Annotated in this window: 18 protein-coding genes and 1 tRNA gene; 3 read left to right on the top strand and 16 right to left on the bottom strand. The window is 71.9% G+C overall.

What is annotated here, in order from left to right; translation table 11 throughout:
- Positions 1–15 precede the first annotated feature (15 nt).
- From AB0I89_RS11105 to AB0I89_RS11095, 3 genes are all read right to left on the bottom strand, one after another.
- Positions 16–318: a pore-forming ESAT-6 family protein gene (locus AB0I89_RS11105; RefSeq protein ID WP_355049252.1), complete on the bottom strand. Its 303-nt coding sequence runs from the start codon at positions 316–318 to the stop codon at positions 16–18.
- A gap of 17 nt (positions 319–335) precedes the next feature.
- Positions 336–671, bottom strand: a complete 336-nt coding sequence (locus AB0I89_RS11100; RefSeq protein ID WP_357123716.1) for a hypothetical protein — start codon at positions 669–671, stop codon at positions 336–338.
- Positions 672–1,217: 546 nt separating this feature from the next.
- Positions 1,218–1,291 (bottom strand) — tRNA-Thr (locus AB0I89_RS11095).
- Positions 1,292–1,434: 143 nt separating this feature from the next.
- Here AB0I89_RS11095 and AB0I89_RS11090 point away from each other — a divergent pair.
- Complete coding sequence (locus AB0I89_RS11090) at positions 1,435–3,171, top strand: metallophosphoesterase (protein WP_357123712.1); 1,737 nt, start codon at positions 1,435–1,437, stop codon at positions 3,169–3,171.
- Positions 3,172–3,289: 118 nt separating this feature from the next.
- Here the strand turns inward: AB0I89_RS11090 and ricT are convergent, their stop codons facing one another.
- From ricT to tmk, 6 genes are all read right to left on the bottom strand, one after another.
- The gene (ricT, locus tag AB0I89_RS11085) at positions 3,290–4,129 is read right to left on the bottom strand and encodes a regulatory iron-sulfur-containing complex subunit RicT (RefSeq protein WP_357123709.1); all 840 of its coding nucleotides are present in this window, start codon (positions 4,127–4,129) and stop codon (positions 3,290–3,292) included.
- Between the two features lie 488 nt (positions 4,130–4,617).
- Complete coding sequence (locus AB0I89_RS11080) at positions 4,618–5,298, bottom strand: hypothetical protein (protein WP_357123706.1); 681 nt, start codon at positions 5,296–5,298, stop codon at positions 4,618–4,620.
- Entirely contained in the window at positions 5,298–5,603 is a 306-nt protein-coding gene (locus AB0I89_RS11075; RefSeq protein WP_357123703.1) for a hypothetical protein, read from the bottom strand. Before AB0I89_RS11075 ends, AB0I89_RS11080 begins: the two co-directional genes overlap by 1 nt.
- 1 nt (position 5,604) lies before the next feature.
- Positions 5,605–5,934, bottom strand: coding sequence for a YbaB/EbfC family nucleoid-associated protein (locus tag AB0I89_RS11070; RefSeq protein ID WP_355049259.1), 330 nt, complete (start codon positions 5,932–5,934; stop codon positions 5,605–5,607).
- A gap of 122 nt (positions 5,935–6,056) precedes the next feature.
- Entirely contained in the window at positions 6,057–7,307 is a 1,251-nt protein-coding gene (locus AB0I89_RS11065; protein ID WP_357123700.1) for a DNA polymerase III subunit delta', read from the bottom strand.
- On the bottom strand, positions 7,307–9,397 hold the full coding sequence (tmk, locus tag AB0I89_RS11060; protein WP_357124649.1) for a dTMP kinase: 2,091 nt from the start codon (positions 9,395–9,397) through the stop codon (positions 7,307–7,309). Before tmk ends, AB0I89_RS11065 begins: the two co-directional genes overlap by 1 nt.
- Before the next feature lie 317 nt (positions 9,398–9,714).
- On the opposite strand from tmk, the gene AB0I89_RS11055 reads away from it, so the two are divergent.
- Positions 9,715–10,920, top strand: a complete 1,206-nt coding sequence (locus AB0I89_RS11055; protein WP_357123697.1) for an amino acid deaminase/aldolase — start codon at positions 9,715–9,717, stop codon at positions 10,918–10,920.
- A gap of 17 nt (positions 10,921–10,937) precedes the next feature.
- On the opposite strand, the gene AB0I89_RS11050 is transcribed toward AB0I89_RS11055, so the two are convergent.
- A complete protein-coding gene (locus AB0I89_RS11050; protein WP_357124646.1) occupies positions 10,938–11,528 on the bottom strand; it encodes a TetR/AcrR family transcriptional regulator in 591 nt (196 codons plus the stop codon).
- A gap of 226 nt (positions 11,529–11,754) precedes the next feature.
- On the opposite strand from AB0I89_RS11050, the gene AB0I89_RS11045 reads away from it, so the two are divergent.
- Entirely contained in the window at positions 11,755–13,071 is a 1,317-nt protein-coding gene (locus tag AB0I89_RS11045; protein WP_357123694.1) for a D-arabinono-1,4-lactone oxidase, read from the top strand.
- 16 nt (positions 13,072–13,087) lie between these two features.
- Here the strand turns inward: AB0I89_RS11045 and AB0I89_RS11040 are convergent, their stop codons facing one another.
- The 6 genes from AB0I89_RS11040 to topA form a co-directional block, all read right to left on the bottom strand.
- On the bottom strand, positions 13,088–13,549 hold the full coding sequence (locus tag AB0I89_RS11040) for a zinc-binding dehydrogenase (RefSeq protein ID WP_357123691.1): 462 nt from the start codon (positions 13,547–13,549) through the stop codon (positions 13,088–13,090).
- Positions 13,546–14,064, bottom strand: a complete 519-nt coding sequence (locus tag AB0I89_RS11035) for an alcohol dehydrogenase catalytic domain-containing protein (protein WP_357123688.1) — start codon at positions 14,062–14,064, stop codon at positions 13,546–13,548. Before AB0I89_RS11035 ends, AB0I89_RS11040 begins: the two co-directional genes overlap by 4 nt.
- Complete coding sequence (locus AB0I89_RS11030; RefSeq protein WP_357123685.1) at positions 14,064–14,363, bottom strand: antibiotic biosynthesis monooxygenase; 300 nt, start codon at positions 14,361–14,363, stop codon at positions 14,064–14,066. Before AB0I89_RS11030 ends, AB0I89_RS11035 begins: the two co-directional genes overlap by 1 nt.
- A gap of 5 nt (positions 14,364–14,368) precedes the next feature.
- Positions 14,369–14,995: a TetR/AcrR family transcriptional regulator gene (locus AB0I89_RS11025; protein ID WP_357123682.1), complete on the bottom strand. Its 627-nt coding sequence runs from the start codon at positions 14,993–14,995 to the stop codon at positions 14,369–14,371.
- Between the two features lie 108 nt (positions 14,996–15,103).
- Positions 15,104–16,330 (bottom strand): CapA family protein, encoded by a 1,227-nt coding sequence (locus tag AB0I89_RS11020; RefSeq protein WP_357123679.1) that lies wholly within the window; start codon positions 16,328–16,330, stop codon positions 15,104–15,106.
- A gap of 80 nt (positions 16,331–16,410) precedes the next feature.
- Positions 16,411–19,263 carry a type I DNA topoisomerase gene (gene topA / locus AB0I89_RS11015; protein WP_357123676.1) on the bottom strand — a complete coding sequence of 951 codons (2,853 nt, stop codon included), beginning with the start codon at positions 19,261–19,263 and terminating at the stop codon, positions 16,411–16,413.
- Positions 19,264–19,318 lie beyond the last annotated feature (55 nt).

Genomic DNA, 19,318 nt, shown 5'->3' with positions numbered 1-19,318 from the left:
TCGTCGGATAACGACTCAACCGATCGACTGCACCGCAGAGCGGGCCCGGGACAGCGTCGTGTTCGCCGTCTCGTCGTTCTTCGTCATGGTGGTCTTGACCAGGTCGATGATCGTGCGGACCTCGCCCGCTGCCCGGTTCCACCGGTCCTCGACCGTCCGGTACTCCTCGGACACCCCATCGGCCTGGAAGTCGGCCATCGCGGCCGCGACGTCGGAGCTGCGCTGCGAGATCAGTGACTCGAGCCGCCCGATGATGCCGGCGAGGTCACCCTGCACCTGCTGCGACGTGCCGGTATCGAAACTGCGTCGGTCTGTCATGACTGTCACTCCCCGTGTCAGCGGCTGCTGGAGAACCTGGCGGCGTCGAAGTTCGCGGTGCCCTCGGACGACCTCGCATTGTCGGACATCTCGGTGTCACCCTGACCGAACGAGGAGTCCATTCCACTCTGGCCGCCCAGAATCGCACCCAGGGAGGAGTTCAGTTCGGCGGTGATCGAATCGGCGTTCGCCTTGAACGAATCGAATGCCACCCGCCCGGCCCCGTTGAAGTTGCCCTGCAACGGCTCGGCCGCGGTGATCAGTTGCTTGATCAGAGAACCGAGATCATCGGAGGAACCCTGCGTCTGCTTGGTCAGACTGCCGAGCGTCTGAGCCCCCATGTCGAACTTCATGCCACCACTCCCCGCTCCTCGACCGAACGTCCGCCATCAATGTTACGAGATCCACGCCAATTCATCCTCAGTGGATTTCCGGGTGGGATGGCGTTTGCCGGGAAATGCGCAGTGGCAACTTGTCGGGGCATCCTTGCGCCGGCCGCCGTCTCAGGCCGCACCCGTGAGGCGACACCGATCCGGCGGGCCAGCGCCCGCGCGCCCGCCGCGTCGCCCGACCCGAGCGCGGCGCCGATGAGGGACTCCTCGTCTGACATGTACCGCCACGCCCCCTCAAGCCGATCTCCGTTGAAGATCACCGCCGGAAGCACCTGCAACCAGCCGGCGTGCCGGCCGATGCCGGCGCTTCAGTCGCCAGCAGTCCGAGCGCGGCCGGTTTGCGGGCGGCTTTGACGTGTACGGCGGGCTGTTCGATAACGACCTGGAAGCGGGCGTCAACCGGTTGAACGGAGCGGTCGCAGGGTGCGGGCTGGCGCGTCCGGCGGCGGTGTCCTGGACCTTGAGAAACGGCGGAAGCCCAGGTCGATGACCTGGGCTTCCGTGCCGAGCCGCCTGACGGAATCGAACCGTCGACCTACGCATTACGAGTGCGTCGCTCTAGCCGACTGAGCTAAGGCGGCAACGATCAGCAAGTGTACGGCACCCCGTACCCCTGGGCCGAGCGGGATACCCCGACGCTCCCGCCGCCGCCAAACGGACAAGCACCGCCATCCGGCCAATTACCAGACAGCAGCGCACGCAGACCGGTACTACGCTGCGGCGGGTGACTGACGAACGCGACGATCACCAGGCACCGGCGGACGCGCAACCCGACGGAGAGCCGGCTCCTCGCCGCCCACGCTCCACCGACCCGCTGGAACTGGGCTTCACCCCTCGCAAGCCGGTGCCGTGGCTGGCGCCGTTCCTGTTGATCAGCACCGGCATCCGGACGTTGCTGGCGATCCTCTTCGGCGCGTACCTCGACAAGCGCGAGTTGCAGAACGCCTTCGGCGACGACATCTTCCGCCAGGCCGGGCCGGACGGTGGGCTCTGGCTCGACTACGTGGCCGACCTCGGCGACGGCTTCCACGCCACCTACTCCGTCGCGTACCTGCTGGCGCAGCCGGAGCTGACCGTGGACGGGCACCGGCTGCCCCGGGCGCAGACCCTGGTGATGGGCGGCGACCAGGTCTACCCGTCGGCGGCCTACGCGGAGTACGAGAACCGCTGCAAGGGTCCCTACCAGGCGGCGCTGCCGGCGACGCCGCCCGACCGTCCCACCCTGTTCGCGGTGCCGGGAAACCACGATTGGTACGACGGCCTGACCGCTTTCCTGCGGCTGTTCGTCCGCTCCCGGGACCGTAACTTCGCCGGCTGGCGCACCGGGCAGTCGCGGTCGTACTTCGCGGTGGAGTTGCCGGCCGGCTGGTGGCTGCTCGGCGTGGACGACCAGTCCGGCTCGTACCTCGACGATCCGCAGTTGGCCTACTTCGACGAGGTGGCCCGGCGGCTCACCCCGGAGTCAAAGGTGATCATCGCGACGCCGTCGCCGACGTGGGTCAAGGCCGCCGACGACCCGACGGCGTACGACTCGGTCGACTACTTCGTACGGACGATCATCGACCCGACCGGTGCACGGGTGCGGCTGCTGCTCTCCGGCGACCTGCACCACTACGCCCGCTATGCCGGGCACGACCGGCAGTTGATCACCTGCGGCGGTGGTGGGGCTTATCTGTACCCCACGCACAAGCTGCCCGAGCGCCTCGAGGTACCACCGCGCGACACGCTGGCCCGGCGGGCCAGCCGCACCCAGCCGTACGACCTGGTGGCCCGCTACCCAGACGCGGCCCGCTCGCGCCGCTACGGCTGGGGCATCTTCGGCCGACTACCGTTCCGCAACCCGGGCTTCGCGACCCTGCTGGGCACCCTGCACACCCTGCTGATGCTTGCCATGGCGGGCGCGACGGCCAACTGGGGCGACAGCAGCGACCAACGGCTGTTCAGCGTTCCGCTGGTGCTGATGGTGCTGGTGACGGTGATCGCGGCGATCCTGTTCGCCAAGCCGCCCAGCGCCAGCGGCAAGCGGCACGCCCGGCACTGGCTCCTCGGCGTCGGCCACGGTGTAGCCCATGTGGCGCTGGCCGCCGGCGGCACCTGGGTCTGGTTGGCGCTGCCGTTCTACGACTGGCCATGGCCGCTGCCGGCGGTCGCCGCCGTGGTGGTGTACGGCCCGGTCATCGGGCTGGTGGCGAGTCAGCTGGTCGCAGCGTATCTGCTGGTGGCAGGCGCCTTCGGGGTGAACGTCAACGAACTGTTCGCCGGCCAGGGCATCGAGGACTCCAAGTCGTTCCTGCGGCTGCGCATCGACCCGGACGGCACGCTGACCGTCTACGCCATCGGCGTCGACCGGGTGTCCCGAGACTGGCAGGTCAACCCCGACCAGTCCCCCACCGCAAGCTGGCTGACCCCCAAAACCCCCCTAACCCCCCACCTAACCGAACCCCCCGTAGTCCTCACCTGACCGGACCACTAGTTGATCAAGAGGTTTGCGTCATCCGGAGCCCGAATTTTGACGCGAACCTCTTGATCAACGCGGGCTGGCGGGTGGGGGGTGAGGGGTGAGGGGTGGGGGTGGGGTTTTAGGGGGTGTAGTGCTGGTCGTGGGCTTGGCGGGGGGCGCAGACGGAGGCGCGGGAGCAGGAGCAGCGGGAGCCGTCCGCGTCGAGGCGTACGGTCACCGCGTCGCGGGGCACGCTGTGGCCGACCACTCGACCACTGCCCTCGGGCGTCGTCACCCGACTGCCGACGGCCGGCGCGGTCTCCTGGAAGCGCTGGTACAGCGGATGTTCATACTTGAGGCAACACATCAGTCGACCGCAGGCTCCCGAGATCCGCAGCGGGTTGAGCGGCAAGTCCTGGTCCTTGGCCATCCGGATGGTCACCGGCTCGAAGTCGGTGAGGAACGTCGCGCAGCACAGGTCACGACCGCATGAGCCGATGCCGCCCTGGACCCGAGCCGAGTCGCGCGCCGAGAGCTGGCGCAGCTCGACCCGGCAGTGCAGGGTGGCGCCGAGGTCGCGGACCAGTGACCGGAAGTCCACCCGGTGCGGCGCGGTGAAGTAGACCGTGCTGCGCTCGCCGCCGCCGTCGGCGGAGCCGAGCACATGGTCGACGGCCACCACCTTCATCGGCAGGCCGTGCGCGCGGATCAGCCGTTTGGCCGCCACCTTCGCCTCGGCCTTACGACGGCGCAGCGCCTCGTCACGGCGCAGGTCGTCGTCGCCGGCCAACCCCACCAGCCGGGGGAAGCCGTCGGTCTCCTCGCTCACCCACTGGGCGGCCCAGACGCACTCGGCGACCTCGGGTCCGTCGTCGGTCGGCACGAGCACCCGGTCGCCAACCTGGGGGCGCAGCTCGCCCGGGTCCAGGTAGTAGAGCCGCCCGTACCGGTTGAAGCTGACCGCGCAGAGCATGCCCATCCCCCCACCCTACGACGGATCACCGCGGAGAACGCGGCGGGCGATACCTCCATCTCCATCCATGACCGTCGACTCGACCGATTGCCGGGCCACCCGTCGTGCCGATGATCCTCGCCCGGACGGTTGAATCCGTGCCCGGGAAGGGGACAAACGCTGCCGGACAGCGTTGAGTGGAGGCAGACCTGCGGGGGGTGCAGGGGGAAGACCACGGCGTCGCCGTGCGCGCCGGCTCTGCTCTGGCGCCCGCGAGCGACGCCGTGGCCTGCCCGCGAACCACCACCACCGGCCCGAAGCAACGGCGTGGCCCGCGCGGGAACCACCACCACCGGCCCCGGAGCAACGCCGTGGCCCGCGCCGGAACCACCACCGGCCCCGGAGCGACGCCGTGGCCTATAGCCGCGGACCGACACATCTGGGCCTGAGCAACGCCACGAGCCGACCCGCAAACCAACGACCACGACCAGGCCTGGGAGCGGGCGGGGGTACTGCTACCAGCCGACCCTGGTGTGCTGGTCGTAGCGGGCGCGCTCCTGGGCCGGCGACCGCCAGGTGGACTCGGCCAGGCTCGGCGCCCACTGGCGCAGGAGTGTCTCGGCGCCGTCGTACGCGACGCAGAGCACCGCCAGCACCCGCGCGGCGATCTCGGCGGCGTCGGCGACGCCCGGCCCGACCGGCGTCAGGCGGTTCGGGGGGCCGGCGGCGGTGGCGGCGACCACGGCCACCGCCTCGGCCGAGCGCAGCAGGTCGGCCAGCGTGCGGGCGAGGGCGAGACGGCTGCCCTCCACCCAGTCGGCGAGCGCGTCCGCGTACCCGGCGGTGGATTCCATCCGCCCGACCAGGCTCTCCGGCCCTTCGTCCAGGTGGCGCAGCAGCGCGGCACGCTCCTGCCCGTACGCCGAGGCGGCCGGCCCGGACCAGAGCACGGGGTCGGTGAGCGCGGCGCCGACGTCGTCGTACCCCCGGACGAGCCGGCGCACGGCGTGCCCGGCGCTGACGAGCGGCGCCGGGTGCAGGTCGAGGAAGCCCCGGACGGCGTCGCCGGGCAGCACCTGCATCCGGCGGAGCAGGGGCCACACCCGGTGCCCTTCGGGAACACCGGCCGCGAGCAACGCGTCCACCCGGCGCAGCAGGTTGAGGCCGGGTTCGGCGAGCCGGTCCAGTGGGTCCATCACGGCTCTCCGGTGATCCGGCGGCGGGCGGCGCGGTCGACCTCGGCGTACCGGTCGGCGGCCTCGCGGACGGCCGCGGCGGCGGCGGCGAGGCGGCCGGCGGCAGCTCGGGCCTCGCGGGCCCGGTCGTCGGTGGCGGCGGCCCACTGTCGATGCAGCGCGCGACCGATCTCGCCGGGACGGCCCGGGGCGTCCGCGCCGAACGCGGCCTGGGCCGGATCACTGGCGGTGACGGTGTGGGACAGGGTGGTGAGCGTGGCGCTCGCCTCGTCGAGCCGGGCGGAGAGCGCGCGCAGCGTGTCCATGTCAGGCCCCCGCGAGCGGTCGGTAGGCGGCGAACGTCTCGTTGTGCAGCTTCTCCCGGGCCCACTCGGCCGCGTCCGCCGCCGCGGTGACCGCGGCCTGCACCGAGCCGGCCACGTCGCGCGGGCTGCGGGCGTGCAGTGGCCCCAGGAACCGGACGTCGGTGATGCGGCCGGCGGCGGTGACCACCACCTCGACCAACCCGTCCGGCGAACGGACGGTGACCTCGACCGTCGACACGGCCTGGTCGAACTCGGCCTGCAACGACTCGATACGGCGGTAGCGCCGCACCGCCTCCTCGATCCAGGCCTCGTCGATCTCCCCCCGCGGCATCGGCGACTCCTCCCGGATGGATCATCACTGAGCGTGCCGCCACCGTCACCACGGCACACCGGACCGTACCGCACAGCAATCGCACGTGTCGATGGCTGTGGACAACCGGCGGGAGCTGCTGGTCAACCCTTCCAGAGGGCGAGCATCATCGCCTCGACGGCGATGCGCGGCTTGACGTTCGCGTCGATCGCCGCACGGCAGGCGAGCACGGCCTCCAGCCGGCGCAGCGACCCCTCGGCGTCCCACTTCTGGGCCCCGGCGCCGGCGAGCGCGGCGGTGTCGGTGTGCACCGGGTCGACCGGTGCGCGCAGCGCCATGGTGAGCGCGTCACGGTAGAAGCCGGCCAGGTCGACGAGCGCCCGGTCGAGCGCGTCGCGCTGGGCGCGGGTGGCCCGTGACTTCTGCCGCTTCTCCAGTTCCTTGAGCTGCCCGGCGGCACCCCGGATCGCGCCGGCCGCGCCCCGGCCGGTGCCGCCCGCGCCGAGCGCCGTCTGCAGTGCCGCCCGTTCGGCCACGTCGGCCTCGGCGACCGACGCCTCGGCCTCCGCCTCGGCAGCCTCGATCAGCGCGGACGCCGCGTCGAACGCCGCGCCCACGCCGGTCAGCCGGCGCGGCACGGCGAGCACCGCCGCACGCCGCTTGCGGGCCTCCGGGTCGCGGGCCAGCCGGCGGGCCCGGCCCACGTGCCCCTGCGCGGCCGCCGCCGCCCACTGCGCCACGTCGGGCGCGATGCCGTCCCGACGGACCAGCACCTCGGCCACCGCGGTGGCCGGCGGCTGCCGCAGGGGTACGACCCGACAGCGCGACCGGATGGTCACCGAGATGTCGTCCGGGTGGGTGGACGGGGCGCAGAGCAGGAAGACCGTCCGCGGTGGCGGCTCCTCGATGGCCTTGAGCAGGGCGTTACCGGCTGCCTCGGTGAGCCGGTCGGCGTCCTCGATCACCACCACCTGCCAGCGCCCGCCGGACGGGGTGCTGGCCGCGCGGAGCACCAGCGCGCGCATCTCGCCGACGCCGATGGAGAGCCCTTCCGGCACCACCAGCCGGACGTCGGCGTTGGTCCCGCCCATCGTGGTGTGGCAGCCGGGGCACTCGCCGCAACCGGTGCCGTACGCACACTGCAGGGCCGCGGCGAAGGCGCGCGCGGCGACCGAGCGGCCGGACCCGGGTGGCCCGGTGAAGATCCAGGCGTGGGTCATGCCAGCGGCCGGGTCGGGGGTGCCGGCCCCGATTTCGGCCTCGCCCGCTGCGACGAGGGCGGGCGCCCGGTCGGTCGCGGCGGCACGCAGCACGGCCGCCGCCGCCGCGGCGGCGCGGCGCAGTTCGGTCACCGCCTCGTCCTGACCGACCAGGTCGGCGAAGACGTCCGGCATCAGGTCTTGTGCTCCATCGTCACCAGCTCCGCGTCGGATAACTCAGGCTGCACCGAGGTGTCCGGGCCCTGCGCGGGTCGCGGGTGCACGATGCCGCCGGGCTTGCCGAGCATCTCCTCGACGCGCCGGACCACCAGCTGGGTGATCTCGCCGACCGGCCGGGACGCGTCGAGCACCAGGTAGCGCTTCGGGTCGGCGGCGGCGAGGTCGAGGAAGGCGTAGCGGACGCGCTCGTGAAAGGCGATCGACTCGGCCTCAAGCCGGTCGGCCGCACCGCTGCGCGAGGCGACCCGGGACAGGCCGGTGCGCGGCTCGACGTCGAGCAGCACCACGAGGTCGGGCTTGAGGCCGCCGGTGGCCCAGGAGGAGAGCCAGGAGACCTCGTCGACCGGGAGCGTGCGCCCGGCGCCCTGGTACGCGAGCGACGAGTCGACGTACCGGTCGCTGATCACCACGTCACCGCGGACCAGCGCGGGCCGGACCACGGAGGCCACGTGGTGCGCCCGGTCGGCGGCGTAGAGCAGCGCCTCGGCGCGCGGGGACGGCGCCTCGTCGCCGGAGGTCTCCAGCACCAGCGACCGGATCCGCCGGCCGACGCCGGTCGCCCCCGGTTCGCGGGTCACCAGCACGTCGCGCCCGTCGGTGCGCAGCCGCTCGGCGAGCGCGGCGAGTTGGGTGGACTTGCCGGCACCCTCGCCGCCCTCGAACACCACGAACAGCCCGGCCGAGACGAACGGCTCCGCCGGCGTCAGCGGACGGCCCCGGATCGAGCCCCAGAGGTCGGCGAGGACCGGGACGCCCTTCTTGTCGTCCATCTGGCCGAAGGCGCTGATGCCGGCGAAGATGCCGGCGGCGCCGGCCGCGAGCAGCAGCAGTCGGGTGGACGAGACGGAGATGCCGAGGTCGGCGATCTCCAGCTTGCGCGAGCCACCGACGCCGACCAACACGCTGCTCAGCCCGATGGCCAGGATCAGCACCAGTCGGGTGCCGATCTGCACCACCGCGAACACCCGGCCGCGCACCTCGTCGGCCACCTCACCGCCCAGCAGCGTGGTGCCGGCCAGGAAGGCCATGCCCGCGCCCGCGCCGACCAGCACCGCGCCGACGATCGCCATGGACAGGTGGATGGCGAAGGCGAGGGTCATCACGGCGGCGCTGGCCAGCACGATGCTCATGCCGAACCAGCGACGCCGGGACATCTCCTTGACGACCATCGGGCCGAGCCCGATGCCGAGCGCCAGACCGACGAAGATCGCGCCGAAGAGCAGCGAGAACGCGGCATCGCCGGCACCCAGTGAGTTGGCGAAGAACTTGGCCGTGCCGACCACGATGCCGCCGCCGGCGAACGCGCCGAAGATGCCCAGCACCAGGCCGCGAACGAGCGGGGTCTGGCCGATGAATTTCCAGCCCTCGGAGAACTGCCGGAACATGCTCTGCTCGGAACGCCCCGCCTCGCCGCGCTGCGCCTCGCTGATCTCCTTGATCCCGAACGCCACCACCAACGCGGTGGCGAGCCGGGAGAAGGCGTTGAACCAGAGTGCGAGTTGAGCCGGTTCGGCCCAGGAGGGTAGATCGCCGCCCACAGCGCCTCTGACACCACGGTCCAGCACTGCGAGGCCGATGGCCGCGGCCACCGGGGTGAGGCCGTACGTGGTGATCAACGTGAGCTGGTTGGCCGCCTCCAGGCGGGCCCGTGGGATCAGGTTGGGGACCGCGGCCTCCTTGGCCGGGATCCAGAGCAGGGTGAGCGACTCGATCAGGAAGGTGGCGATCAGCGCCCAGCCGACCACCAGGCCGCCGGCGGCCCCGCTGAGGGCGTAGAGCGGAATGGAGGCGAAGAGCACGAAGCGCAGCAGGTCGCAGATGACCATCGTCCAACGCCTGTCGAACCGGTCGGCGAAGACGCCGGCCACCGGGCCGAGCACCAGCGCGGGCAGTAGTCGGATCGCGGTGACCCCGCCGAACGCGGCGCCCTGGGCGGTGCTGCCCTGCACCTGCGAGGCGGCGAAGAGGGCGGTGGCGAGCAAGCCGAGCCAGTCACCGAAGGAGGCCGCGCCGAGCACGATCCAGAGCCGGCGGAACGGCCTGATTCGCAGTACCGAGCGGATCGCGGCATAGCCGGACGCGTCGACCTGACCACCGCTGGACTGGTTGGCGGCGCTGCCCGACTGGTCACCCGCGCGCGACACGCCGGGCGACTCGCCGCTGTTCTGGCTTTCGATGGCCGTACCTCCACGTGCCGGCCCATCGCTGGGCACCCCCGGTGGAACACTCTAGACCCGGTGGGGGCCGCCCCACCGGCGACATTCTCCTGCTCGCTGAGCCTAGGCCGCCGACGGCGTCGACCGCAGCCCGGGACGTATGCGAGGGTGTTTCGCATTCATCGTCGGACAGTTAGCGTGCACACGTGGCCATCGAAAGCGACAAACTGCGCGAGCGCCTGGACCGGGCGACCGCCCATCTCGACCCCCCGTACGCCGTGGTGGATCTCACCGCCTACGACGCCAACGCGGCGGCCCTGGCCGACCGCGCCGCCGGCAAGCCGATCCGGCTGGCCAGCAAGTCGGTGCGCAGCCGGGACCTGATCGGCCGGGCGCTCACCCGGCCCGGTTGGCAGGGGGTCATGGCGTTCACCCTCCCCGAGGCGATCTGGCTGGTCCGGGCTGGTCTGAGCGACGACGTGCTGGTGGCGTACCCGAGCGCCGACCGGGCGGCCCTCACCGAGCTGGCCGCCGACCCGACACTCGCCGCCGCGATCACCCTCATGATCGACGGCACCGGCCAGCTCGACTTCGTCGACGCCGTCCGCGCCCCGGGGCAACGCGCCGAGCTGCGGCTCTGCCTGGACCTGGACGCCTCGTGGCGACCGCTGCGTGGCGTGCACGTCGGCGTCCGCCGCTCGCCGGTGCACAGCGCCCGGGCGGCCGGCGCGCTCGCCGCCACCGTCGCCGGCCGCGCCGGCTTCCGGCTGGTCGGGCTCATGTCGTACGAGGCGCAGATCGCCGGCCTGGGCGACGCGCCGCCGGGGCGGACGCTGCTGGCGGGCGCGATCAGGCTGGCTCAGCGCGGCTCCTACCGCGAGTTGCTGGCCCGCCGTGGCGCCGCGGTGGCGGCGGTACGGGAACACGCCGACCTGGAGTTCGTCAACGGCGGCGGCACCGGCAGCGTGGCCGCGACCAGCGCCGATCCCGCGGTCACCGAGGTCACCGCGGGATCGGGCCTGTACGGGCCGACGCTGTTCGACGCGTACCGCGCCTGGCGGCCCACCCCGGCGGCGTTCTTCGCCTGCGCGGTGGTCCGCCGACCGACGCCGGAGTTGGCGACCGTGCTCGGCGGCGGTTGGATCGCCTCCGGCCAGGCGGCCGACAGCCGGCTGCCCCGACCGTGGCTGCCGGCCGGCCTGAAGCTCGTCGGCACCGAGGGCGCCGGCGAGGTGCAGACCCCTCTCGCCGGCGCGGCGGCGGCCACCCTGCAGGTCGGCGACCGGGTGTGGTTCCGGCACGCCAAGGCAGGTGAGCTGTGCGAACGGGTCAACGAGCTGCACCTCGTCGAGGGGGACGCGGTCGTGGCGACCGTGCCCACCTACCGGGGCGAGGGCCACGCGTTCCTCTAGGTGTTCGCGCCGCCAGGTCAGGCGGACTGGGCGGCCTCGGCGCGCTGCTCGCTCTCGCATCCGTCGACCTGGCGGTGCAGGTACTCCCGGATCAGCGCCTTCGCCTCGAGCAGGACCCGCTCGTCGCCGTCGGACTTGCGCCGGAACGCGAGCTTGATCAGCGCGTCGGCGGCCTCCACGGCGATCTCCAGGACGAAGCGCAGCTTCGGCACGTCGGTCAGACCGAAGCGCTCGGTGAGCACCCGCGCCAACTGGTCGGCGATGACGCCGTTGTTGTCACGCTGCTCGTCGAGCAGGTGCAGGTCGACCACGTCGCCGAAGTGCAGGGTACGGAAGCCGGGGACGGTGCGGTGCATCGTGATGTACTCGTCGATTCCCGCGTCGACGCCGTCCCACCAGTGGGTCATCTCGTCGGAGGCGAAGCGCTCGTCGAGCCGCTGCAGGTAGGACTCCATCGTGCGCAGGGTCAACGCCTGCACGATCGCCCGCTTGTCCGGGAAGAACTGGTAGACCGACCCGATCGCCACTTCGGCGCGCTCCGCGAGCAGGGTCGTGGTCAGCCCCTCGTACCCCACCTCGTCGACGAGCTCGGCGCAGGCGTCCAACATGCGCTGAACCCGCGCGACACTTCGACCCTGCACCGGTACGCGGCGCAGCGGCCCGGTCGTGGCGGCTGGTGTGGACACTCGGCGCCACCCCCCTTCGACGGATGAACATATCTCCACGTCACGAGTCCGTGACTACCGGTACAACGAGCGGACCGCAATTGCGGTATTTACCAGGGACAACGTTCCTGATATGAAGTCAGTTCATATTCATGAATGAGGAGCGCGCATGGTCGGCACCGCACCGCTCACCGCCGGATGGTCCAACTGGGCCGGCAACCAGCGTGGCAGCGCCACCGCGATCCTGCGCCCCGGCTCGCCGGACGAGGTGGCAGAAGCCGTCCGGGACGCCGCCGCCGCCGGAGGCCGGATCCGCGTCGCGGGCAGCGGCCACTCGTTCACCGCCGTCGCCCTCGCCGACGACCGGCGGATGGAGTTGTCCGAGCTGGAGACCGGTGTCAGCGTGGACGTGGCGCGCCGACTGGTCACCGTACCGGCGGGAATGCCTCTGCACGCGCTCAACGGACTGCTCGCCCGGCACGGCCTCGCGCTGCCCAACCTGGGCGACATCGACGCGCAGACCATCGCCGGCGCCATCTCCACCGGCACCCACGGTACCGGCGCCGGCTACGGCTGCCTCTCCACCTTCGTCGAGGCCCTCACCCTGGTCACCGGCACGGGCGAGGTGCTGCGCTGCTCCGCGGACGAGCACCCCGACGTCTTCGCCGCCGCCCGGGTCTCGCTCGGCGCGCTCGGCGTCCTGGTCGAGGTGACCCTGCGCTGCGTGGACGCCTTCGTCCTGCACGCCCACGAACGCCCCGCCGCCCTCGACGACGTGCTCGGCGACCTGCCCGCGCTGATCGGCCGGCACGACCACGTCGAGTTCTACTGGTTCCCCTACACGTCCCGGGTCCAGGTGAAGGCCAACGACCGGGTACCCGTCAACGACCGGCCGCTGTCCCGCTGGCGCGGCTGGCTGGACGACGACTTCCTGTCCAACCGGGTCTTCGCCGGGGCCTGCCGCCTCGGCCGGGCCGTGCCCGCCCTGGCACCCGGCATCAGCGCCGTCTCCGCCCGCGCGCTCACCGAACGGCGGTACACCGGACGCTCCGACCGGGTGTTCTGCACCCCGCGCCGGGTCCGCTTCGTCGAGATGGAGTACGGCCTCCCCCGCGCGGCGCTACCGGAGGCGCTCACCGCGCTGCGACGGATCGTGGACGGACTCCCGTTCAAGATCCTCTTCCCGGTTGAGGTGCGCTTCACCGCCGCCGACAACATCTGGCTGTCCCACGGCTACGACCGGGACAACGCGTACGTCGCCGTACACCAGTACGTCGGCATGCCGTACGAGCCGTACTTCCAGGCGTTCGAGAAGGTCGCCGCCGCACTCGGCGGTCGCCCGCACTGGGGCAAGCTGCACTACCGCGACGCGGCGTCCCTCGCCGGGGCGTACCCCCGTTTCGCCGACTTCCAGGCCGTCCGCGACCGCCTGGACCCGCACCGCGTCTTCGCCAGCCCGCACCTGACCCACATCCTGGGCGCGTGAGGGCGGCGTCCGCCCGTCAGAGGTCCAGGACGACCCGGCCCCGGGCGCCGCGCTCGACCAACTCGTGGGCCTCGGCGATCTGTGCCAGCGGCAACCGGGCGGCGATCGGATAGCGCAGATCACCGGCGACGAGCGCGGCCGTCAGGTCGGTCGCGGCGGCCTCGTTCGCCGACTCGGGGAAGTCGTCGTTGCTGAGGAACCGGACCGTGATGTTCTGAAAGCCCAGCGGCCAGTACGGGATGGCGGGTTCGGCGGCCACGGTCGCGTAGGTCGCGATGACGCCGCCGACGCGGAGGATCTCCAGGTTGGTCGCCAGGTTGGCGTCGAAGGCGAGTTCGGCCACCCGGTCGACAGGTTCCCCGCCGGTGCGGTCGAGGATCCGGGCGGCGACGTCGCCGCCGGCGGTGTCGACCGCGTGGTGCGCGCCCGCGATCAGCGCCTGTTCAACCTGGTCGGGCGTTCGAACCGTCGCGATCACGGTGGCGTCGCCCCGGCGGGCCACCGCCAGCGCGGCCCGTCGACCGCGCCGAGGGCACCGGTGACGAGGACTCGCTGCCCACGCACGGGACCGTCGGCGAAGATCGCCCGATGGGCCGTGATGCCCGGGATACCGAGCCCGGCCGCCTGCTCGTCCGGCACGTCGGCGGGCAGCGGCACGGCGTGCCGGGCCGGCACCACCGTGTACTCGGCGGCGGTGCCGAACGGGCGGTACGACTGGGCGAGATACACCCAGACCCGCTCACCGACCCGTGCCGGATCGACACCCGGCCCGACGGCGTCGATCACCCCGGCGCCGTCACCGTGTGGGACCACCCGGGGGAACGACATGGCGGACCCCCACCAGCCCTGCCGTTTGCCCAGGTCACCCACGTGGATTCCGGAGACCGACACCCGGACCCGGACCTCGCCGGCACCCGGCGAGGGATCGGGCAACTCGCCGACCTGCAGAACCTCGCGGGCCGGGCCCTGCCGGTCGTACCAGGCTGCGCGCATCACGCACCCACCGGATCGGTCGTGGTGCCCTCCTCGGAGCTGACCACCTCGTCGATCAGGGCGAAGAACGCCTGGATGCCGGGCCGGTTCCCGCCCCGACGCCGGGACTCGGCGAAGTCTTCGGGCGAGGCCCAGAAGACGATGTCCAGCCACTGTCCGGCATCGAGTCGGATCAGCCGTGCGCCGAGGAAGCCGGCACGGTCGGCCTGGAAGTCGTCAAGCATCGCGGGCCGTGCGGCCAGCAGGGCATCGGCGCGCTCCGCGGCCACACGGAAGCGGGTGATCTCGACGGTGGTCATCGTCCTCAATCCGTTCGGGTACGGGAAGCCGCGTCCCGGACGCCCAGCATCAGCCTGAGCTGGGTGAGCAGGACGTCGCGGAAGGTCTCGGGTGACGGCGTGGCATGGTGCTGGACGCGCGAGACGATCAGACCGGCCAGAGCCGCGAGCAGGAAGTCCGTCACCGCGTCGGCGTCGTGGGTCAGCGTGAACGCCCCCCGCTCGGCGCCCTCGCGCACCGCGGCCAGGAAGGGCGCCCGGTAACGCGCCAGCACCTTGGCGCTGTGGTCGCGGAGTTCGTCGTCGCGCATCGCGGATCGCCAGAACTCGACCAGGATCCGTCGGGCGCTCTCCGAGTTGTGCAGGCTCCGGTCGGTCAGGGCGACCAGCCGTCGCCACGGGTCGGCCTCGGCGACCGAAACCGCGTCCAGGGCGGCGACCTCCCGGTCGGTGAACACCTGCATGGCCTCGATGATCATGTCCTCCCGCGACCCGAAGTAGGTCTGGAGGGTGCTGATCGCGACGCCGCCGGCCGCCGAGACGTCGGCGAACCGCGTGTTCTCGTATCCGCGCGATGCGAGCACGTCCATCACCGCGTCGAGAACGGCAGCCCGCTTCTCCCCGCCCGCACGCCTCGTCCGACCAACCGGCATGGCAATACGGTACGGCGGTACCGACTCAACGGGTAGGCGGGCGATCTCGGTGTGGTGCAGAGCACCCTGGTTCGAGCCGCACCCTCGGCACCTGAGGGCGGCAGCCGCTCAGCCGCCCGACGCCACCACCTGGTCCGGGCCGGCACCCAGGGCCCGGACGTAGCCGAGCACCCGCTGGTACGCCTCCCGGTAGTCGCCCCGCCGGCCTGGTGAGGTGCCCGGGTCGGCAAGCGCTGCGGTCAGGTCGACCAGCCGCAGGGCCGGCGCCAGGTCGGTCCAGGTGGGCAGTGCCTCCATCCGGGTCACCGTCCAGCGTCCCGGAGCGGTCTCGGTGAAGGTGGCCCGGGCCATCACACCCTCACGGTTGTCGTCGATCGGCGTCTCGTGCCGGGCCAGTTCGTTGCCCATGCCGAAGACCACCCACTTGTCGCCGAAGCGCTGGAACGGCTGCACCACGTGGGCGTGATGGCCCAGGATGAGGTCCACGTCGGGCGAGGAGATCAACTGCTTCGCCCACGCCCGCTGGTCGGCGTCCGGCAGGTGCTGGTACTCCGTACCCCAGTGCAGGCTGAGCACGACGATGTCGGCACCGGCGACCCGGGCCTTGTGGGCGGCGGCGAGGATCTCGGACGGCTTGATCAGGTTGGCCAGCCACGGCTTGCCCGAGGGGCGGCTCAGCCCGTTGAAGTTCAGGCTGTACGCCAGGTGGGCGACGCGGACGTCGCCGACCTGGTAGATCCGGGGCCGGGCCGCTTCGGCGGCGCTGCGGGCACTCCCGGTGTGCCCCAGCCCGGCGGCGTCGAGTGCGCGGAGTGTCCGGGCCACCCCGTCGACACCCTGGTCGAGGGTGTGGTTGGAGGCGGTTGAGCAGCCGTCGAACCCGGTGGTGCGCAGCGCGTCGAGCACCTGCGGGGGCGCGTTGAACGACGGATAGCCGGCGAACGGGCCGGCGGGATCGGCCAGTGGCGTCTCGAGGTGGCACAGCGCCAGGTCGGCGCCGCGGACCGCCGGGGCGACCCCGGCGAACATCGGGCCGAAGTCCATGCCGCCGGCACGGGCACCGTCCCGGCGCGCCTGCTCGGTCACCGCGGGATGGATCAGAACGTCACCCGCGGCGACGAGTCGCACGGTCCGCGGGTTGGCGGGATCGCGGTTCGGCCCGGCGGACGACCCGGGGGCGACGGCCTGCGGGGAAGCGCGCGACATGGTGGCGCCGGCTGGCGAGGGACTGCCCGCGTCCACCGCCCGGATGCCGACCGCGGACACGGCGAGCAGCAACGCACCGGCGGCAGCACCGACGAGCATGCGGCGGCGCGGGACAGGGACTGCGAACATTCCCTCACATTAGGCAGTCCACGCCAGAACCCCGACCCCAAATTTGGACATTTAACCCATTTGGGGCGGCGTGCTCACCGTCACTCCTCGGCAGGGCTGGCGGTGGCCTTCTTCGGGGCCGCCTTCTTCGCCGGGGTCGCCTTCCTGGCCGCCGTCGCCTTGGCGGTGGTGGTCTTCTTCGCGGCGGTGGACTTGCTGGCGGCGGCCGTCTTCTTGGTGGCCGTCGTCTTCTTCGCCGGAGCCTTCTTCGCCGGAGCTTTCTTCGCTGCGGCCTTCTTGCGCGGGGCCGGACCCTTGGCCCGCTTGTCGGCCAGCATCTCGGACGCTTCCTCGATGGTGAGCGCCTCCGGGGTCTGGCCGCGCCGCAGGGACGCGTTGACCTCGCCGTCGGTGACGTACGGGCCGAACCGCCCGTCCTTGATCACCAGCGGCTTCTCGGTCAACGGGTCGACGCCCATCTCGCGCAACGGCGGCGCGGCGGCCCGCCGGCCCCGGGTCTTCGGGGCGGCCAGCAGGGCCAACGCCTCGTCCAGGGTGACCGTGAACATCTGCTCTTCGGACTCGAGCGAGCGGAACTCCTCGCCCTGCTTCACGTACGGGCCGTAGCGACCGTTGTTGGCGAACACCTCGACGCCGTCGGGCGCGACGCCCACCGACCGGGGCAGGCTCAGCAGCCGCAGCGCCTCGTCGAGGGAGAGCGAGTCCGGCGTCTGCGAGCGCAGTAGCGAGGACTTGCGCTCCCCGCTGGAGACGTACGGGCCGAAGCGGCCGGACTTGAGCACGATCGGCTCGCCGGTGGCCGGGTCGTCGCCGAGCTTGCGCTCGCCGCTACCGCCGAGGAACAGCTCGTGCACCTTCTCCGGGGTCAGCTCGTCCGGGGCCAGGCCCTCGGGGATCGGCGCCCGGTCACCCTGGGAGCCGGCCTCCTCGCCCTCGGCCGGAGCGGCCGGCGTCTCGCCGGGAACCGCCCGCTGGAGGTACGGCCCGTACCGGCCGACCCGGACGACGACCTCCCGGCCGTCCTCGTCGGTGAAGAGCGGGATCGAGTTCACGCTGCGCGCGTCGATCTCGCTCAGGTTCTCGGTGACGAGCTTCTTGAGCCCACCCGAGCGGGCGATGTCCTGGTCACCGGCGCCGTTGGAGCTGCCGAAGTAGAACGCGGTGAGGAAGTCGACCGCGGCGTGGTCACCGCCCGCGATCTCGTCCAGCTCGTTCTCCATGCTGGCGGTGAAGTCGTAGTCGATGAGGCGTGGGTAGTGCCGCTCCATCAGGCCGATCACCGCGAAGGCCAGGAACGTGGGGATCATCGCCTGGCCGCGCTTGGTGACGTACCCCCGGTCCTGGATCGTCTGCATGATCGACGCGTAGGTGGACGGGCGACCGATGCCCAACTCCTCCAGGGCCTTGACCAGCGACGCTTCCGTGTAGCGCGACGGCGGCTGGGTGTGGTGGCCCTGCGCGGCCAGCTCGTCGGCGGTCAGCGGCTGGTCCTTGACCAGGGTCGGCAGCCGGCGCTCGGCGTCCTCGGCCTCGGCGTTCTCGTCGTCGCTGGACTCGACGTACGCGCGCAGGAAACCCGGGTCGGTGATGGTCTTACCGGTCGCACCGAAGTCGGCCTCCTCCTGGGAGGTGGAGACCGCGCGGATGCGCACCGAGACGCTGGAACCGACGGCGTCGGTCATCTGCGAGGCGATGGTGCGCCGCCAGATCAGCTCGTAGAGCTTGAACTCCTCGGCGGACAGCTCCTTGGCCACCTCGCCCGGGGTACGGAAGTTGTCCCCCGCCGGGCGGATCGCCTCGTGCGCCTCCTGGGCGTTCTTGACCTTGCCGGTGTAGCGGCGGGGCTCCGGCGGAACGCTGCGCTCGCCGTACAGCTCGACGATCTGCCGGCGGGCCGCCGAGATGGCGGTCTCCGACAGGTTCACCGAGTCGGTACGCATATAGGTGATGTAGCCGTTCTCGTAGAGGCGCTGCGCGGTGCGCATCGTCTGCTGCGAGGACAGGCGCAGCTTGCGAGCCGCCTCCTGCTGGAGCGTCGAGGTGATGAACGGCGCGTACGGGCGGCGGCGGTAGGGCTTCTCCTCGACCCGGGTGACCGTGAACGGCCGCCCGTCGAGCCGGGCGGCCAGACCCCGGGCACCGCTCTCGTCGAGGTGGACGACGCCCGCGCCGGCCCGGACCTTGCCCGTGGTGGGCTCGAAGTCCTTACCGGTGGCGATCCGGTCGCCGTTGAGCGCGATCAGGGTGGCGTTGAAGGTACGCGGCCCCTCCCCGGCGTTCGCCACGGCGAGGGTGGCCAGGATGTCCCAGTACTCGGCGGTGCGGAACGCCATCCGCTGCCGCTCCCGCTCCACCACGATCCGGGTCGCCACGGACTGCACCCGGCCCGCCGAGAGCTTCGGCATGACCTTCTTCCACAGCACCGGGGAGACCTCGTAGCCGTAGAGGCGGTCGAGGATGCGCCGGGCCTCCTGGGCGTCGACCAGGTCGCGGTCGATCTCCCGGGGGTTGGCCACGGCGGCCTGGATCGCCGGCTTGGTGATCTCGTGGAAGACCATCCGCTTGACCGGGACCTTGGGCTTGAGGGTCTCGACCAGGTGCCAGGCGATGGCCTCGCCCTCGCGGTCCTCATCCGTCGCCAGGAAGATCTCGTCGACCTCCTTGGACAGCTTCACCAGCTTGCTGATCTGCTGCCTGCGGTCGGCCGAGACGACGTAGAGGGCGTGGAAGCCGTTGTCCACGTCCACCCCGAGGCGGGCCCAGGACTCGCCCTTGTACTTGGCCGGCACGTCGGCGGCGTTGCGCGGCAGGTCGCGGACGTGACCGAAGCTGGCCTCCACGACGTACCCCGGGCCGAGGTAGCCCGAGATCGTCTTGGCCTTCGCCGGTGACTCGACGATGACCAGACGGGTGGTTCCAGCGTTGCTCGGCACGTCTCTCCCCGACCTCACTCCTGCTCGTGGCCGGCCGGCGCCTTACGACAGCGAC

It is taken from the genome of Micromonospora sp. NPDC049801 (assembly GCF_040656575.1).
Lineage (GTDB): Bacteria > Actinomycetota > Actinomycetes > Mycobacteriales > Micromonosporaceae > Micromonospora.
The sequence above is the reverse complement of the archived record's forward strand: the minus strand, read 5'-3'. Positions and strand labels throughout refer to the sequence as shown.

What these genes read in the sequence shown, in the direction of transcription:
- AB0I89_RS11035 (WP_357123688.1), bottom strand. Translation starts at nt 14,064, where the DNA reads ATGCGCGCAGCCTGGTACGACCGGCAGGGCCCGGCCCGCGAGGTTCTG.
- AB0I89_RS11020 (WP_357123679.1), bottom strand. Translation starts at nt 16,330, where the DNA reads ATGTTCGCAGTCCCTGTCCCGCGCCGCCGCATGCTCGTCGGTGCTGCC.
- AB0I89_RS11075 (WP_357123703.1), bottom strand. Translation starts at nt 5,603, where the DNA reads ATGGACACGCTGCGCGCGCTCTCCGCCCGGCTCGACGAGGCGAGCGCC.
- AB0I89_RS11100 (WP_357123716.1), bottom strand. Translation starts at nt 671, where the DNA reads ATGAAGTTCGACATGGGGGCTCAGACGCTCGGCAGTCTGACCAAGCAG.
- ricT (WP_357123709.1), bottom strand. Translation starts at nt 4,129, where the DNA reads ATGGGCATGCTCTGCGCGGTCAGCTTCAACCGGTACGGGCGGCTCTAC.
- AB0I89_RS11050 (WP_357124646.1), bottom strand. Translation starts at nt 11,528, where the DNA reads ATGTTGGACGCCTGCGCCGAGCTCGTCGACGAGGTGGGGTACGAGGGG.
- AB0I89_RS11030 (WP_357123685.1), bottom strand. Translation starts at nt 14,363, where the DNA reads ATGACCACCGTCGAGATCACCCGCTTCCGTGTGGCCGCGGAGCGCGCC.
- AB0I89_RS11105 (WP_355049252.1), bottom strand. Translation starts at nt 318, where the DNA reads ATGACAGACCGACGCAGTTTCGATACCGGCACGTCGCAGCAGGTGCAG.
- AB0I89_RS11080 (WP_357123706.1), bottom strand. Translation starts at nt 5,298, where the DNA reads ATGGACCCACTGGACCGGCTCGCCGAACCCGGCCTCAACCTGCTGCGC.
- AB0I89_RS11025 (WP_357123682.1), bottom strand. Translation starts at nt 14,995, where the DNA reads ATGCCGGTTGGTCGGACGAGGCGTGCGGGCGGGGAGAAGCGGGCTGCC.
- AB0I89_RS11070 (WP_355049259.1), bottom strand. Translation starts at nt 5,934, where the DNA reads ATGCCGCGGGGGGAGATCGACGAGGCCTGGATCGAGGAGGCGGTGCGG.
- AB0I89_RS11045 (WP_357123694.1), top strand. Translation starts at nt 11,755, where the DNA reads ATGGTCGGCACCGCACCGCTCACCGCCGGATGGTCCAACTGGGCCGGC.
- AB0I89_RS11065 (WP_357123700.1), bottom strand. Translation starts at nt 7,307, where the DNA reads ATGCCGGACGTCTTCGCCGACCTGGTCGGTCAGGACGAGGCGGTGACC.